Origin of the sequence: Nonomuraea guangzhouensis (assembly GCF_019396345.1) — a bacterium.
GTDB lineage: Bacteria > Actinomycetota > Actinomycetes > Streptosporangiales > Streptosporangiaceae > Nonomuraea > Nonomuraea guangzhouensis.
This window is the reverse complement of sequence record NZ_JAHKRM010000005.1, coordinates 145,806-160,746: the sequence shown is the minus strand read 5'-3', so window position 1 is coordinate 160,746 and position 14,941 is coordinate 145,806. Positions and strand designations below refer to the sequence as shown.

Sequence of the window (14,941 nt, the reverse complement as noted above, 5' to 3'; positions counted from 1 at the left end):
TCTTCTCACCCAGACGCACTCAGCCCACCGTCGACACGGATGACCGTACCGTTGAGATAGCCGCCTTCCGGGTGTACCGCGTTCACGATCCACCAGGCGATCTCTTCCGGCCGCGCGAGCCGACCCAACGGGATCCGGGCCCGAAGCGACTCTCCCACGGCGGCGATCTCCTCAGCCGAGAAACCGGCATTGCCGAGCACCGGCGTCGACGTCACCCCCGGCGCCACGGACACGACCCGGATACCGCGCTCCGCGAGCTCGACCGCCCAGGTGTGGGTCAGGAAGTCGAGGGCCACCTTCGTGGAGCCGTACATCGAATTGTTCGCCCAGCCATAGTGCGGCGGGTTGGAGGTGACGTTGACGATGGTGCCCCCGTTCTCCAGGTACGGCAGCGCGCGTTGGGTGAGGAACACCGGTCCCAGCAGGTTCGTGGCGAGTTGCTCCTCGGCGACCTTCCTGTCGATCGCCTCCAGTGCCGCCGGACGGGTGATGGCGGCGTTGTTGACCAGAGCGTCGATCCGGCCGAACGCGTCGAGCGCGGCGGCCACGATGGCGTCCGGGCCATCCGGCGCGGCGACGTCGGCCACGAACATCCGGATGCCGGGACCTTCCTCGACGGCCGCCGCCAGGGTCTCAGCCGTACGCCCGACGATGAGGACTTCGGCGCCCGCGGCGGCGAAGCGCCGGGCCGTGGCCCGGCCGATCCCGGTACCGCCACCAGTGATGAGCACGGCCCGGCCGTGAAGGGTGTCTTCCATGTGCGGGACGCTAAACCCGGCCCTTGGGGTCAAGGTCAAGCGCGAGCGGCCTGTCGGCCCGCACACCTATGGCCGCCGAGGTTAACCTGCGTCATGCCTTTCGGTTCCGTCAGTGCCGAGAAGCTCCTGGGCACCGCGCGTGACACAGCACTGGCGCTGCCCGGGATCAGTCACGGGCGTCCGTTCTGGAGACGGTTCCGCGCAACCGCCGTCCCGGATGACCACAGACCGACCACAGACAAGGACCACCCATGCACACGATGTCGACCGAGGAATGGCACGCCTTCGTCAACCGCGGGGCGCCCACCGGACGGCTTGCCACCATTGGGGCCGACGGCACCCCGAACATAACCCCCGTCTGGTTCATCTTCGACGGCGAGGACTTCCTGTTCACCACGGGCGGCACCACGGCCAAGGCCCGCAACCTGCGGCGCAGCCCTCGCGCGTCCCTCTCTGTCGCTGACGACGCCCCGCCCTTCGCCTATGTCGAAGCGCGCGGCGACGTAACGCTCAGTGAGGACCCGGACGAGCTCTTCGACGTCGCCAGCCGGGCCGGTGCCCGCTACATGGGCGCGGACAAGGCCGAGGAAAGCGGCAGGCGTAATGCCGTCCCCGGTGAACTCGTCGTCCGCCTGCACCCCACCAAGGTCATCGCGTACGGCGGCATCACCGACTGACGAACACCCGGCCGCATGTCACGCCGATTCCACGCCCACTCCACGGCGGCCCGGCCAAGGATCCGTCTATGAACCACAGTTGTCGCCGACCTGAGGAAGGGCTTCGAGGCGGCCCGGCGCAGGCGCGAGATAGGCCAGGGCGCGCTGCTGCGCCGGGACGGTCACGGTGGCCGCAGTGGGTGGAGTCGCGGACGCCGCCTAAGGCAGGCCGCAAGTGAGGTCGCGTTCCAGGGTGCGGGCGTAGGACTCTACGGTGGCGACGATGTCGACGGCCTCGGGGTCGAGCAGCCACTGGGTCTGCAGGCCGTCGAGGGTGGCGAGGATTTCGATGGCCTTGGCCATCGGGTCGACGTCCGGGCGGGCGAGTCCGGCGGCCTGGGCGGAGCGGATGTTCTCGGCGACGATGGCGCGCATCGAGCGGTAGCGGTCGACGAAGTGCTCATGGCCCGGCGAGCCCGGTTCGAGGCTTTCGGCCACCAGGACGGTGAACAGTTTGGCCAGTCCGGCCCGCTGCTTGTTTCGGCGCGCGAACTCCGGCAGGGCCCGTAGCCGCCCGGAGGGTTCCATGCCGAGCAGTTCGAGCGCGAAGGCCTCGCTGTCCAGGTCGCGCCGCTCGATCACCGCCAGCAGCAGGCCCGCCTTGTTGCCGAAGTGGTGCAGGAGCCCGGGCTCGGTGATGCCGGCCCGGGCCGCGACGTCGGCCAGCGAGGTGCCGCGGTAACCGCTGCGGGCGAACATCTCGCCGGCCGCCGTGATGATCTCTTCTCGCCGCTGGCGAGCGCGTTCCTGCCTGCCAGGTACTTGCCTGCTGGGGGTCACGATGTTAAATCTAACTCATTCACTTACCGAGTACTCAGTAAGTGAACCACTCTCGGACGAAGAGCGAGGTGCGACGATGTCGCCGAGCCCACACCGCATCCGGCCGTTACTGATCATCGCTTTCGCCTTGCTGGCCGGGGTCTGCACCGGTTCGCCGGCCCAGGGGGCGCAGCGGGAGCCGGTCATCCTGGTTCACGGCTGGAACGGATCTCCCGGCGAGTTCGCCCAGATGCAGACGGCACTGGAGCAAGCCGGCTACCCGACGTACGCGATCGACCTGCCCGGCGAGGAGAACGTCGCCAACGCCCAAGCCATCAGCGCCCTCGCGGAGCAGGCACGGCAAGAGCACGGCGGCAGCAAGGTCAGCATCGTCGGGCACAGCATGGGCGGGTTGTCCGCGCGTCACTACCTGAAATTCCTCGGCGGCGCCGCCAAGACGCTCAGCTACATCTCGATGGGCACCGGGCAGCTCGGCTACTGGCCCGCGTGCCTGCTGCCGGCCGGGCAAGGCGGGCAGATGTGCCCCACCAACAGTTTCATCACCCAGCTCAACAGCGGCGACCCCACGCCGGATCCGGTCAAGTACACGTTGCTGGCGAGCTCGCTGGACGACACGCGTAACGACGTCATCGCCGGCGTGTGGTGCCGGGCCGAATTCGCCGGTGTGGCGCATGCCGACGAGCCGTCGTCACAGGTGTTCATCGACGCCGTCCTCAGCGCACTTGACGGGCGCTGCCCGGCCTGAAAATGCGATCGCCGACCGTACGCGCGGCCTACTACTGTCGCGCGGATGAGAAGCGATCCTCTGCCGTTGCTCTGGCTGTGCGGGCCGTCAGGTGTCGGGAAGTCCTCGGTCGGCTGGGAGCTGTTCGCGCGGCTGAGCCGGAGCGGGATCAAGACGGCGTTCCTCGACGCCGACCAGATCAGCCTCTGTTACCCCCTCCCGGAGAGCGGCACGCATCGGATCCGGGCCCAGAGCCTCGCCGCGATCTGGCCCAACTTCCGGGAGGAGGGGGTGCGGTGCGTGGTCCTGTCGGGTTTTGTCGACACCCGGGAGGAGGTTCGCGAGTACACGGACCTCCTCCCGGAGGCCGCGTTGACCGTGTGCCGGCTGCGCGTGGACCCCGCTGAGCTCAGGGAACGGTTCATCGCCCGAGGGTGGCGTCCGGACCTGGTGGCGGAGGCCGTCGCCGAGGCGGAGCTGCTGGACCTCAGCGACTTCGCCGACATATGCCTGGACACCGACGGGCGCACCGTGTCCGAGGTGGCCCGGATGGTCCGCGAGCGAGCCGGTGGATGGCCGCCCGGCGGCCCCGCCAAGACACCCACCGGCCCCGCCGAGACGCCCACCGGTCCCGCCCCGATGCCCGGCGGCTCCGCCTCCTGCCCAGTGGCCCCACCCACTTCCGGCCCGGTCCCCGTACTGTGGCTCTCCGGCGCCGACGCGGTCGGGAAGTCGACCGTCGGTTATGAGGTCTTCACCCAGATCATCCGGACCGGCGTACGGGCGGCTTATGTCGATCTGAAGCAGATCGGCGCGCTGCGGCCCGCCGCGGCCGACGACCCGGACGGCCACCGCCTCAAGGCGCGCAACCTCGCGGCCCTGTGGGCCGGATACGGCGCGGCGGGGGCCCGGTGCCTGATCGTCTCCGGGCACGCCGACCGGGATGACACCGTCCGCGGCTACGCCGAGCTGCTGCCCGGAGCGGCGCTGACGGTGTGCCGCCTGCATGCCGGGCCCGCCACGCTGGCCGAGCGCGTCGCTCGGCGCGGCGGGGGAGGCGGGCCCGCGATACCAGGAGACGAGATGAAGGGGCTGGACTCCGGCGCCCTGCGCCGCGTCGCCGAACGCGCCGCGGGCGAGGCCGCGGCGCTCGACCGCGTCAAGGCGGGTGACCTGCGCGTGGAGACCGACGGCCGGTCGGTGCGTGAGGTGGCCGGAGAAGTGCGGGCCCTCCTCGGCGACTGGCCGAACTGAACGACCCCACTTGACATCGCGACCCTTCGTAGGATAGTTGTGCTATCCAACATTAGATAGCACAACTACCCAATGGGAGATCGCCGTGGAAACGATCATCGTGCTGATGGTGGCCCTGCTGGGCTTCCGGGCGCTGGGAGCCTTCGGGGTCCGCCGGTTCGCCTCGTGGCCGGTCAGTGCGGCGCACGCGCTGGCCGTCATGCTCTTCATGACGGCCAGCGCGCACTTCGTCCCGGACGGCGTCACGGTCATGCCCAACCATGGGGATCTCGTACGCATGGTGCCGCCCTTCGTGCCCTTCGCCGACGCGGTGGTCTACCTGACCGGCGTACTGGAGCTCATGGGCGCGGTGGGACTGATCATCGCCGGGACGCGCCGGCCGGCCGGGATCGGGCTGGTCGCGCTCTTCGTGCTGCTGCTGCCGGCCAACATCTACGCCGCGGTCGCCGACGTGCCGTTCAACGGCGGCGAGGCGTCGCCTTTGTGGCTGCGGGTGCCCGAGCAGGTCGTGTACATCGCCGTCGCGCTCTGGGCGATGACCCCGGCGCCGACCGTCGCCGGGGTTACGGCACTCCGTAGGTGATGTCGTACTTGGCGGCGATGGGGTTGAGTTTGACCGGGTCGAGGCGGCCGCCCGTGGTGATGTGCGGCCTGGCCTCGATCAGGTCCTCGACGAAACACTCCCAGCCGCCCGGCGAGGAGATCTGGATGACCCGCGGGGGAGGGGCGGACCCGCAGCGCAGCGCGTGCGGGACCCCGTGAGGCAGCAGGACGAACTGCCCCTTGCCCACCTTGTCCGTCCGGTCGTCGTACTCGACGACGAGCTCCCCGTCGAGTACGTAGATGCCTTCGTCCGCCGCATGGTGGATGTGACGGGGAATGTCCTGAGCCACCACCATTTCGAGGAGCGACAGCCTGCCGTCGGTGTCGGTGCCCCGGGCCTTGGCGGCGAACGCGGGCGGCACCTTGATCCGCCCCGGGCGCACTTCACCGCGCTGGAGAACATAGAAGCGGCCTATGTCGCCGCTCTCCGCCGCCTGCCCGGCCTCTGGGTGCGCTTCCCAACCGCCCGGCGAGAACAGGTGCAGCGCGTGGACCGGAGCCTCCGACAGGGCGCGCATGGCGTGGGTGACGCCGCGCGGCAGCAGCGCGCACATGCCCGCGGTCAGGTGATGCCTCCGGCCGTCGAAGTCGACGCCCAGCTCTCCGTCCAGGACGAAGACCAGCTCGTCGAAGGCGTCGTGGACATGCGAGGGGAGGTCATGGTGGCCCTGGTTCTCGATGAGGGAGAACCGGCCCTCGGTGTCGGCGGCTCCGGCCTTGAGCGTCGTCGGTGGCGGCATGGGCAGGCGTGACTCTCCGGGATTCAGGAGGATGAAGCGGCCCTTGGACATGAGGTAACCTTTCCGGAAGAGGAATCCGATTCCGGTTAAAGTCTAGACAGAGGACCGCGAGGGATGTCAAAACCCACCACCCGCAAGCCCCGCACCGACGCCGAACGCAACCGCGGCCGCGTGCTGGAGGTGGCCTGCGCGCTGTTCGCCGAGCACGGGGATGAGGTGCAGATGGCGGAGGTGGCCAAGGCGGCCGGCGTCGGCGTGGGCACCGTCTACCGACATTTCCCGACACGTCAGGCGTTGATCGAGGCGGTGACGGAGCAGCGGTTCGCCGAGATCCTGGCCTACGCCCGGACCGCGTGCCTGCCCAACCCCGACACCCGCCAGGCCCTGATCTGCTTCCTGACCCGCATCGGCGAGGTGCACGACGAGGGCCGCGGGGTCTCCAGCGCGATCGAGGCGGCCCTGGGCTCGACCGAGCCGCGCGGCCAGGTGGGCGCCGACCTCCTGGCCCTCGGCGAGACCCTGCTCGACCGGGGCCGGGCCGACGGCACCTTCCGCGCCGACGTCAAGGTCGCGGACCTCTACATGATCGCCGGAGCGGTGGCCGCGATCAGCCGCGACGCCATCGGCGACTGGCGGCGCTTCATCGACATCGCCCTCGACGGTCTCCAGCCACGATGACCCATTCGCTTCGAACCCACAGCACAAAGCACTCGATGTGCGGGACTTTCGCCCCTAGGAGTCCAGGCAGCCGTCGCGGTGGGATGTGACGGGAGACAGCGCTCACCTGCCACGAACGGCGGCCTGTCTCAAGCACGGATCGGCACGACAAGGGCGGATGAGATGAGCTCCGACAGGACCAGCGGAACGACCCGCCGACCGGCGTCGATGCTGGCGTTGGCAACGGTGGGGTTCGCGGTGAACTTCTGGGCGTGGGCGCTGCTCAGCCCGCTGGGCCCGCGGTTCAAGGAGATCCTGGGCCTGTCGGCCACCCAGCAGGCGTTGCTGGTCGCGGTCCCGGTGATCGTCGGCTCGCTGGGCCGCATCCCGGTCGGGGCGCTCACCGACCGCTACGGCGGCCGGGTGATGTTCCCGCTGATCTCGGCGCTCACCATGGTCCCGGTGCTGTTCATCGGCCTGGCGGGGCAGGGCTCGCTGGCGGCGCTGCTGGTGGGCGGGTTCTTCCTGGGCATCGGCGGGACGGTGTTCGCCGTGGGTGTGCCCTTCGTCAGCGCCTGGTTCCCGCCCGAGCGCCGCGGGCTGGCCGTCGGCGTCTTCGGCATGGGGATGGGCGGCACCGCGATCAGCGCGCTGACCACGGTCAGGCTGGTCAGGACCGGCGGCTCGGCCACCCCGTTCCTGCTCACCGCGGCGGTGCTCGCCCTGTACGCCGTGGTGGCCTGGTTCGCGCTGCGTGACGCGCCGGGCCGTACGGCGCCGACCCAGTCGATCATGGCGCGCCTGGCCGCGGCCGTGCGCCTGCCGATCACCTGGCAGGCCTGCGTACTGTACGCGGTGGCCTTCGGCGGGTACGTCGCCTTCTCGGTCTATCTGCCGGTCTATCTGCAGTCGGCCTATGGCCTGGAACAGGCGGACGCGGCCAACCGGATGGCCGGGTTCGTGATCCTCGCGGTCGTGATGCGGCCGATCGGCGGCTGGCTGTCGGACCGGATCGGGCCGATTCCCGTGCTGGTCGCCGTGTTCGCCGTGGTCGCGTGCTGCGCCGCCGCGCAGGCGTTCACCCCGCCGCTGATGATGCTGGGCACGGCCGCGTTCCTGACCATGGCGGCGGCGCTCGGCGCCGGCAGCGGGGCCACGTTCGCGCTGGTGGCGACGGTGGCACCGGCCGACAAGGTCGGCTCGGTCACGGGTCTGGTGGGCGCCGCCGGAGGGCTCGGCGGGTTTGTGCCGCCGCTGGTGATGGGCTTGGTCTATAGCCTGTTCGGCTCCTACGGGCTGGGCCTGGCCCTGCTGGCCGGGGTGTCGGTGCTGATGCTGGTGCTGACGGTCACCGCGGTCCGCGCCACGGCCGGGCGACGCCCGGCCGCGCCGCCGATGCCGTCCAGGCCCGCGCACTGACGCCGGCGACTGAGGGCGGATCGGCAGCCGTCACGGGACTTTCGTCCCTAACCCCGCAGGTAGGGGCGGCGCAGGCTGAGGGGTATGAAACTCGACTCAGCCGGCCTGCAGGTGCTCTCCCACGAGGAGTGCATGCGCCTGCTGCCCTCAAGCCCGATCGGGCGGATCGTGTTCACCGATCGCGCCCTGCCGGCTGTGCAGCCGGTCAACTTCTGCCTGGACGGCGACGACATCGTCATCCGCACGGCGGCCGGTTCGAAGCTGGCCGCCGCCACGCGGCGCGCGGTCGTCGCCTTCGAGGTCGACGACTTCCACCCGGTGGAGCGGACCGGCTGGTCGGTCACCGTCGTGGGGCTGGCCCGCGTCGCCGACGAGCCCGCGGAGATCGCCCGGCTGGAAGGACTGCCGCTGACGCCGTGGGTACGTGGCCGTGACCAGTTCATCGTCATCACCACGGTGGAGGCCACCGGCCGGCGCCTCGGGTCTTTCGGATCCGGAAGGTGGGACTAAAGGCCCTGAGCCGTCCCGCCGCCAGCCGAAAGGATCGAGACGTACGGCATCGGTGGGTCGCGTGAGATGAGGAGTTGCACGCATGGCAGGTATGGACGGACCGCTCAGCGATGCCCTGTTGCGGCTGGGCAGGCATCTGCGCCGCGGCGAAGCCTCCGATGACCTGCGCACGTTGCACCAGATCGGCGGACGCCAGGGCGACGTGTTCTACCGTGACCGGTGGAGCCACGACAAGGTCGTCCGCTCCACCCACGGCGTCAACTGCACCGGTTCCTGCTCCTGGAAGGTGTACGTCAAGGACGGCGTGATCACCTGGGAGGCGCAGCAGACCGACTACCCGAGCGTGGGCGGCGACCGGCCGGAGTACGAGCCCCGGGGCTGTCCGCGCGGTGCGGCCTTCTCCTGGTACACCTACTCGCCCACCCGGGTCCGCTTCCCGTACGCCAGAGGCGTGCTGGTGGAGATGTACCGGGAGGCCAGGGCGAGGCTGGGCGACCCGGTCGCCGCCTGGGCGGAGATCACCACAGACCCGGACAAGCGCCGCCGCTACCAGTCGGCCCGCGGCAAGGGCGGGCTGGTGCGCGTCACCTGGGACGAGGCCACCGAGATCATCGCCGCGGCGCACGTGCACACCATCAAGACCTACGGCCCTGACCGGGTGGCCGGATTCAGCCCGATTCCGGCCATGTCGATGGCCTCCCATGCGGTGGGTGCCCGGTTCGTCTCGCTGATCGGCGGGGCGATGCTGTCGTTCTACGACTGGTACGCCGACCTGCCGGTCGCCTCCCCGCAGGTGTTCGGCGACCAGACGGACGTGCCGGAGTCGGCCGACTGGTGGGACGCGGCGTACCTGATGCTGTGGGGTTCGAACGTGCCGGTCACCCGCACTCCCGACGCCCACTTCATGGCCGAGGCGCGTTACCGGGGCCAGAAGGTGGTGGTGCTCGCGCCCGACTACAACGACGCCGCCAAGTTCGCCGACGAGTGGCTGGCGCCGCACCCGGGCACGGACGGCGCGCTGGCCATGGCGATGGGGCAGGTGATCCTCAAGGAGTTCTTCGTCGACCGGCCGACGCCCTATTTCACCGATTACGTCAAGCGCTTCACCGACCTGCCGTTCCTGATCCGGCTGCGTGAGCGGGACGGGTCGTACGTGCCGGACAAGTTCCTCACCGCGGCCGACCTGGGGCAGGAAGGGCAGGAGGCGGCGTTCGCCACGGTCCTGCTGGACGCGCGGAGCGGCGAGCCGGTCGTGCCGAACGGCTCGCTCGCGTTCCGCTACTCCGAGCAGGGCCAGGGCCGCTGGAACCTCGACCTGGGCGAGGTGGACCCGCTGCTGACCTGCCTCGGGCAGGAGGCGGCGGCGGTCGTGCTGCCGCGCTTCGACGGTCACGGCGAAGGAGTGCTGGAACGTGGCGTGCCGGTGCGGCGCGTCGGCGGCCACCTGGTCACCACGGTGTACGACCTGATGCTCGCCCAGTACGGCGTGGCCCGCGACGGGCTGCCGGGACGCTGGCCGTCCGGATACGACGACGCGGCCGAGCCGTACACCCCGGCCTGGCAGGAGGCGCTCACCTCGGTGCCGGCCGCGGCGGCCACCCGCATCGCCCGGGAGTTCGCCCGCAACGCCGAGGAGTCGGGCGGCCGATCCATGATCATCATGGGAGCGGGGACGAACCACTGGTTCCACTCCGACACCATCTACCGCTCCTTCCTGGCGCTGACCACGCTGACCGGCTGCCAGGGCGTCAACGGCGGCGGCTGGGCCCATTACGTCGGCCAGGAGAAGTGCCGGCCGATCACCGGCTGGGCGCAGCTGGCCTTCGGCCTGGACTGGTCGCGCCCGCCACGGCAGATGATCGGCACCGCCTACTGGTACCTGCACACCGACCAGTGGCGCTATGACACCTACTCGGCAGACATCGTCTCCTCCCCGCTCGGCAGCGGCGCGTTCACCGGCAAGGCCACCGCCGACCTGCTGTCGTACTCGGCGCGGATGGGCTGGATGCCGTCGTACCCCACCTTCGATCGCAATCCGCTCGACCTGGCCGACGAGGCGGCCGCGGCGGGTACGGAGGCGGGACCGTACGTGGCCGATCAGGTCGCCCAAGGGCGGCTCGGGTTCGCCTGCGAGGACCCCGACGCGCCCGCGAACTGGCCGCGCGTGCTGACCGTGTGGCGGGCCAACCTGCTCGGCTCCTCGGCCAAGGGCAACGAGTACTTCCTGCGTCACCTGCTGGGCGCCGACTCGGACGTACGAGCCGGGGAAGCCGCCCCCGGGCAGCGGCCGACGAGCGTGGCCTGGCCGCAGGAGGCGCCGCGCGGCAAGCTCGACCTGCTGCTGTCGCTGGACTTCCGGATGACCTCCACCACGTTGTTCTCCGACATCGTGCTGCCCGCCGCCACGTGGTACGAGAAGCACGATCTGTCCTCGACCGACATGCACCCGTTCGTGCACGCCTTCACCCCGGCGATCGACCCGCCCTGGCAGACCCGTACCGACTTCGCGGCCTTCCACGCCATCGCCCGCGCCTTCAGCGACCTGGCGAAGACCCATCTGGGCACCCGTACGGACGTGGTGGCCGTGCCGCTGCTGCACGACACGCCCGACGAGCTGGCCACGCCGCACGGGCGGGTCCATGATTGGCGCGCGACGGGCCGGCCGCCCACTCCGGGACGCGACTTCCCCAAGCTGGTCACGGTGGAGCGCGACTACGGGGCGGTCGCGCGGAAGATGGCCGCGCTCGGTCCGCTGCTGGAACGGCTCGGGGCCACGACCAAGGGGCTGACGTACGACGTCTCCGGCGAGATCGACCGGCTGGGCAGGATGAACGGCACCGTCCGCGGCGGCGTCGCCACGGGCCGCCCCTCCCTGGCCCGCGACAGCGACATGTGCGAGGCCATCCTGGCCTTGTCGGGCACCACCAACGGGCGCCTGGCCGCCCAGGGGTTCGCCACGCTGGGCCGGCGTACCGGGACGTCGTTCGACGGGCTGGCCGACAGGCACAAGCAGATCACCTTCGCCGACACCCAGGCCCGGCCCGTGCCGGTGATCACCTCGCCGGAATGGTCGGGCAGCGAGAGCGGCGGGCGGCGCTACTCGGCGTTCACCATCAATGTCGAGCATCGCAAACCCTGGCACACGCTGACCGGCCGCCAGCACTTCTATCTCGACCACGACTGGATCCACGAGGCCGGCGAGGCGCTGCCGACCTACCGGCCGCCGCTGAACATGACCGCGATGTTCGGCGAGCCCGGCGTCGGCGAATCCGGGGCGGACGGTATCACCGTGCGCTACCTCACCCCGCACTCCAAGTGGTCCATCCACTCCGAATACCAGGACAACCTGCTCATGCTCACGCTGTCCCGAGGCGGCCCGACCATCTGGATGAGCCCCGCCGACGCGGCCAAGGTGAAGATCGCCGACAACGACTGGGTGGAGGCGGTCAACCGCAACGGCGTCGTCGTGGCCCGCGCGGTCGTCTCGCACCGGATGCCCGAGGGCACGGTGTACATGTACCACGCCCAGGAACGCGTGGTGGACGTGCCCAAGAGCGAGACCTCCGGGCGGCGCGGCGGCATCCACAACTCGCTCACCCGGCTCCTGGTCAAGCCCACCCATCTCATCGGCGGGTACGCCCAGTTGAGCTTCGCCTTCAACTACCTCGGGCCCACCGGCAACCAGCGCGACGAGGTCACCGTGATCCGCCGCCGCACTCAGGAGGTCGACTACTGATGCGGATCATGGCTCAACTCGCGATGGTGATGAACCTGGACAAGTGCATCGGCTGTCACACGTGTTCGGTCACCTGCAAGCAGGCCTGGACCAACCGGGCGGGCACCGAGTACGTCTGGTTCAACAACGTCGAGACCCGCCCCGGCCAGGGCTACCCCCGCACCTACCAGGACCAGGACAAATGGAAGGGCGGCTGGGAGCTCAACCGGCGCGGCCGGCTCCGGCTGAAGGCGGGCGGGCGGCTCAAGAAGCTGTTCACCATCTTCGCGAACCCACTCATGCCCTCCATCCAGGACTACTACGAGCCCTGGACCTACGACTACGACCGGCTCTTCTCCGCCCCCATGCAGGCCGACACCCCGGTGGCGCGGCCCCGCTCGCTCATCAGCGGCGAGCCCACCAAGATCAGCTGGAGTGCGAACTGGGACGACAACCTGGCCGGCGGCCCCGAGCTCGCCCCCGCCGACCCGGTGCTACGCAAGCTGTCGGGCCAGGTGAAGCTGGAGTTCGAGCAGGCGTTCATGTTCTACCTGCCGCGCATCTGCGAGCACTGCCTCAACCCCTCGTGCGTGGCCTCCTGCCCGTCCGGCGCGATGTACAAGCGCTCGGAGGACGGGATCGTCCTGGTCGACCAGGACCGCTGCCGGGGCTGGCGCATGTGCGTGACCGGCTGCCCGTACAAGAAGGTGTACTTCAACCACCGCACCGGCAAGGCCGAGAAGTGCACCATGTGCTACCCCCGCATCGAGGTCGGCATCCCCACGGTCTGCTCGGAGACCTGCGTGGGCCGGCTGCGCTACCTCGGCCTGCTCCTCTACGACGCCGACCGGGTCGCCGAGGCGGCGAGCGTCCCGGACGAGAAGGATCTGTACGAGGCGCACAAGAGCGTCCTGCTGGACCCGCACGACCCCGAGGTGATCGCCGCCGCCCGCGCCGCGAACATCCCCGAGGACTGGCTGGCGGCCGCCCGCAGCTCCCCGATCCACCAGCTGATCTTCGAGTACGGCGTCGCGCTCCCGCTGCACCCGGAGTACCGCACGATGCCGATGGTCTGGTACATCCCGCCCCTGTCGCCCGTGGTGGACGTGCTGTCCGGCACCGGCCACGACGGCGAGGACCCCGGGAACCTGTTCGGCGCGATCGACGCCCTGCGCATTCCGATCGGCTACCTCGCCGAGCTGTTCACCGCCGGCGACCCCGAGCCGGTCCGAGCCGTGCTGCGCCGTCTGGCCGCCATGCGTTCCTACATGCGCCGCCTCAACCTCGGCCAGGACCCCGACGAGTCGATCGCCGCCGCTGTAGGGATGAGCGGCGAGCAGGTCGAGGCGATGCACCGGCTGCTGGCCCTGGCACCGTACGCCGAGCGGTACGTGATCCCCCAGGCCCACGCCGAGCAGGGCGCGCGGCTGGAGGAGAGCGCCACCGGATGCAGCCTCGACTACGAAGGCGGGCCCGGCATGGGCGGCCCGTTCGGCGAGGCCTCCGGCCTGCCCGCCCCGGTCGCGGTGGAGAACTTCCACGCGCTGCGCGAGCGGCAGGCCGGCGATGACCTGGAGGACGCCGACGAGCTACGCGGCCGCGTCAACCTCCTCAACTGGGACGGCAAGGGCACTCCCGACGGGCTGTTCCCCAAGAGAAACCGGGGCAAATCATGATTGATCTGGGCGAAGGCGAGCTGCGTACGGCGCACATGGTGGCATCGGTGCTGCTCGGCTACCCCGACGACCGGTTGTACGACGCCCGGCAGTTGCTGGCCGGGGCCGTGGCCGCGCTGCCCGGCGGTGAGGTGCGCGAGCGCCTGACCGCCTTCCTCGACCACACCGCCGTCACCGCGCAGGGCGACCTGGCCGCCCATTACGTGGCGACCTTCGACCTCAAGCGGCGCTGCTGCCCGTACCTGACGTACTACGCCTACGGCGACACCCGCAAGCGCGGCGGCGCGCTGCTGCGTTTCAAGCACGCCCTGCGCGCCGACGGTTTCGAGGTGGCCGACGGCGAACTGCCCGACCACGTGGCGGTGGTGTGCGAGCTGTCGGCCCGCGGTGGCGTGCGGGCGGCCCGCCGCCTGCTGCAGGAGCACCGTGCGGGCCTGGAGCTGCTGCGCGCGGCGCTGGAGGACGAGCGCTCGCCGTACGCCGACGTGGTGGCGGCCGTGGCGGCCACCCTGCCCCCGGCCGGCTCGCGCGAGAAGGAGGCCGCGCTGCGGCTGGCGGCCGAAGGACCGCCGGCCGAGGAGGTCGGATTGGAGCCTTACAGATGAAAAGCCTGGAGATCCTGCTGTGGGTGGTGGCGCCGTACGTGGCGCTGACGCTGTTCGTGCTCGGCCACCTGTGGCGCTACCGCTATGACAAGTTCGGCTGGACCACCCGCTCGTCGCAGATGTACGAGTCGCGGCTGCTGCGCGTCGGCAGCCCGCTGTTCCACTTCGGCATCCTGGTCGTCCTGCTCGGCCACATCGGCGGGCTGGTGATCCCCAAGAGCTGGACGGCGGCCATAGGGATGAGCGAGGAGGCCTACCACGTCACCGCCGTCGTGCTCGGCACCATCGCGGGCGCCGCCACCCTCGGCGGCCTGGCGATCCTCATCTACCGGCGGCGCACCGTCGGACCCGTCTTCACGGCCACCACCCGCAACGACAAGCTCATGTACGCCGTGCTGAGCATCACCATCGTGCTCGGCCTGGCCGCCACGGTGGCGGCCAACGTCATCGGCTCCGGCTACGACTATCGCACCACCATCTCGCCCTGGTTCCGGTCGATCTTCACCTTCAGCCCGCGGCCCGCGCTGATGGCCGGCGCGCCGATCCTGTTCCAGTTGCACGCGCTCAGCGCGCTGCTGCTGTTCGCCATCTGGCCGTTCACCCGGCTGGTGCACATGCTCACCGCGCCCATCGGCTACCTGACCCGCCCCTACATCGTCTACCGCAGCCGCGCCGACCAGCCGGCCGGCGCCCGTACGCCCCGGCGCGGCTGGGAGCCCTCACGCTGAGACCTTGCGCGACCATTCCGAAAACGTGGCCCATACCCGGTTGACCTTGTAGGAAA

General features: G+C 70.3%; 14 protein-coding genes. 11 read left to right on the top strand and 3 right to left on the bottom strand.

The annotated features are described in order from the left end of the window. Positions 1-5 precede the first annotated feature (5 nt). Positions 6-758, bottom strand: a complete 753-nt coding sequence (locus KME78_RS11415; protein WP_219528802.1) for an SDR family NAD(P)-dependent oxidoreductase — start codon at positions 756-758, stop codon at positions 6-8. Positions 759-1,009: 251 nt separating this feature from the next. On the opposite strand from KME78_RS11415, the gene KME78_RS11410 reads away from it, so the two are divergent. Further along, the gene (locus KME78_RS11410) at positions 1,010-1,435 is read left to right on the top strand and encodes a PPOX class F420-dependent oxidoreductase (protein WP_219528801.1); all 426 of its coding nucleotides are present in this window, start codon (positions 1,010-1,012) and stop codon (positions 1,433-1,435) included. A 198-nt stretch (positions 1,436-1,633) separates the two neighbouring features. On the opposite strand, the gene KME78_RS67105 is transcribed toward KME78_RS11410, so the two are convergent. Beyond that, positions 1,634-2,254 carry a TetR/AcrR family transcriptional regulator gene (locus KME78_RS67105; RefSeq protein WP_219528800.1) on the bottom strand — a complete coding sequence of 207 codons (621 nt, stop codon included), beginning with the start codon at positions 2,252-2,254 and terminating at the stop codon, positions 1,634-1,636. 76 nt (positions 2,255-2,330) lie between these two features. On the opposite strand from KME78_RS67105, the gene KME78_RS11400 reads away from it, so the two are divergent. From KME78_RS11400 to KME78_RS11390, 3 genes are all read left to right on the top strand, one after another. Then, positions 2,331-2,999, top strand: coding sequence for an esterase/lipase family protein (locus KME78_RS11400; protein WP_219528799.1), 669 nt, complete (start codon positions 2,331-2,333; stop codon positions 2,997-2,999). A gap of 45 nt (positions 3,000-3,044) precedes the next feature. After that, the gene (locus KME78_RS66065; protein ID WP_219528798.1) at positions 3,045-4,232 is read left to right on the top strand and encodes an adenylyl-sulfate kinase; all 1,188 of its coding nucleotides are present in this window, start codon (positions 3,045-3,047) and stop codon (positions 4,230-4,232) included. Positions 4,233-4,317: 85 nt separating this feature from the next. Next, positions 4,318-4,815, top strand: a complete 498-nt coding sequence (locus KME78_RS11390) for a DoxX family protein (RefSeq protein WP_308126898.1) — start codon at positions 4,318-4,320, stop codon at positions 4,813-4,815. Here KME78_RS11390 and KME78_RS11385 read toward each other — a convergent pair. Further along, positions 4,796-5,626, bottom strand: coding sequence for a cupin domain-containing protein (locus tag KME78_RS11385; protein WP_246650917.1), 831 nt, complete (start codon positions 5,624-5,626; stop codon positions 4,796-4,798). The two genes, KME78_RS11390 and KME78_RS11385, sit on opposite strands and share 20 nt — an antisense overlap. 63 nt (positions 5,627-5,689) lie before the next feature. On the opposite strand from KME78_RS11385, the gene KME78_RS11380 reads away from it, so the two are divergent. The 7 genes from KME78_RS11380 (at position 5,690) to narI (ending at position 14,885) form a co-directional block, all read left to right on the top strand. Next, a complete protein-coding gene (locus KME78_RS11380; RefSeq protein WP_219528797.1) occupies positions 5,690-6,253 on the top strand; it encodes a TetR/AcrR family transcriptional regulator in 564 nt (187 codons plus the stop codon). A 162-nt stretch (positions 6,254-6,415) separates the two neighbouring features. Continuing rightward, positions 6,416-7,651 carry an MFS transporter gene (locus KME78_RS11375; protein ID WP_219528796.1) on the top strand — a complete coding sequence of 412 codons (1,236 nt, stop codon included), beginning with the start codon at positions 6,416-6,418 and terminating at the stop codon, positions 7,649-7,651. Positions 7,652-7,735: 84 nt separating this feature from the next. Further along, the gene (locus tag KME78_RS11370; protein WP_219528795.1) at positions 7,736-8,161 is read left to right on the top strand and encodes a pyridoxamine 5'-phosphate oxidase family protein; all 426 of its coding nucleotides are present in this window, start codon (positions 7,736-7,738) and stop codon (positions 8,159-8,161) included. Between the two features lie 82 nt (positions 8,162-8,243). Beyond that, the gene (locus KME78_RS11365) at positions 8,244-11,897 is read left to right on the top strand and encodes a nitrate reductase subunit alpha (RefSeq protein WP_219528794.1); all 3,654 of its coding nucleotides are present in this window, start codon (positions 8,244-8,246) and stop codon (positions 11,895-11,897) included. Then, complete coding sequence (narH, locus tag KME78_RS11360; RefSeq protein WP_219528793.1) at positions 11,897-13,552, top strand: nitrate reductase subunit beta; 1,656 nt, start codon at positions 11,897-11,899, stop codon at positions 13,550-13,552. The genes KME78_RS11365 and narH overlap by 1 nt, the downstream gene beginning before the upstream one ends. Further along, positions 13,549-14,157 (top strand): nitrate reductase molybdenum cofactor assembly chaperone, encoded by a 609-nt coding sequence (gene narJ, locus KME78_RS11355; protein WP_219528792.1) that lies wholly within the window; start codon positions 13,549-13,551, stop codon positions 14,155-14,157. Before narH ends, narJ begins: the two co-directional genes overlap by 4 nt. After that, complete coding sequence (narI, locus tag KME78_RS11350) at positions 14,154-14,885, top strand: respiratory nitrate reductase subunit gamma (protein ID WP_219528791.1); 732 nt, start codon at positions 14,154-14,156, stop codon at positions 14,883-14,885. The genes narJ and narI overlap by 4 nt, the downstream gene beginning before the upstream one ends. The last annotated feature ends 56 nt before the right edge of the window (positions 14,886-14,941 follow it).

What these genes read in the sequence shown, in the direction of transcription:
- KME78_RS11400 (WP_219528799.1), top strand. Translation starts at nt 2,331, where the DNA reads ATGTCGCCGAGCCCACACCGCATCCGGCCGTTACTGATCATCGCTTTC.
- narI (WP_219528791.1), top strand. Translation starts at nt 14,154, where the DNA reads ATGAAAAGCCTGGAGATCCTGCTGTGGGTGGTGGCGCCGTACGTGGCG.
- KME78_RS11365 (WP_219528794.1), top strand. Translation starts at nt 8,244, where the DNA reads ATGGCAGGTATGGACGGACCGCTCAGCGATGCCCTGTTGCGGCTGGGC.
- narJ (WP_219528792.1), top strand. Translation starts at nt 13,549, where the DNA reads ATGATTGATCTGGGCGAAGGCGAGCTGCGTACGGCGCACATGGTGGCA.
- KME78_RS11380 (WP_219528797.1), top strand. Translation starts at nt 5,690, where the DNA reads ATGTCAAAACCCACCACCCGCAAGCCCCGCACCGACGCCGAACGCAAC.
- KME78_RS11370 (WP_219528795.1), top strand. Translation starts at nt 7,736, where the DNA reads ATGAAACTCGACTCAGCCGGCCTGCAGGTGCTCTCCCACGAGGAGTGC.
- KME78_RS11385 (WP_246650917.1), bottom strand. Translation starts at nt 5,626, where the DNA reads ATGTCCAAGGGCCGCTTCATCCTCCTGAATCCCGGAGAGTCACGCCTG.
- narH (WP_219528793.1), top strand. Translation starts at nt 11,897, where the DNA reads ATGCGGATCATGGCTCAACTCGCGATGGTGATGAACCTGGACAAGTGC.
- KME78_RS11410 (WP_219528801.1), top strand. Translation starts at nt 1,010, where the DNA reads ATGCACACGATGTCGACCGAGGAATGGCACGCCTTCGTCAACCGCGGG.
- KME78_RS11415 (WP_219528802.1), bottom strand. Translation starts at nt 758, where the DNA reads ATGGAAGACACCCTTCACGGCCGGGCCGTGCTCATCACTGGTGGCGGT.
- KME78_RS11375 (WP_219528796.1), top strand. Translation starts at nt 6,416, where the DNA reads ATGAGCTCCGACAGGACCAGCGGAACGACCCGCCGACCGGCGTCGATG.
- KME78_RS66065 (WP_219528798.1), top strand. Translation starts at nt 3,045, where the DNA reads ATGAGAAGCGATCCTCTGCCGTTGCTCTGGCTGTGCGGGCCGTCAGGT.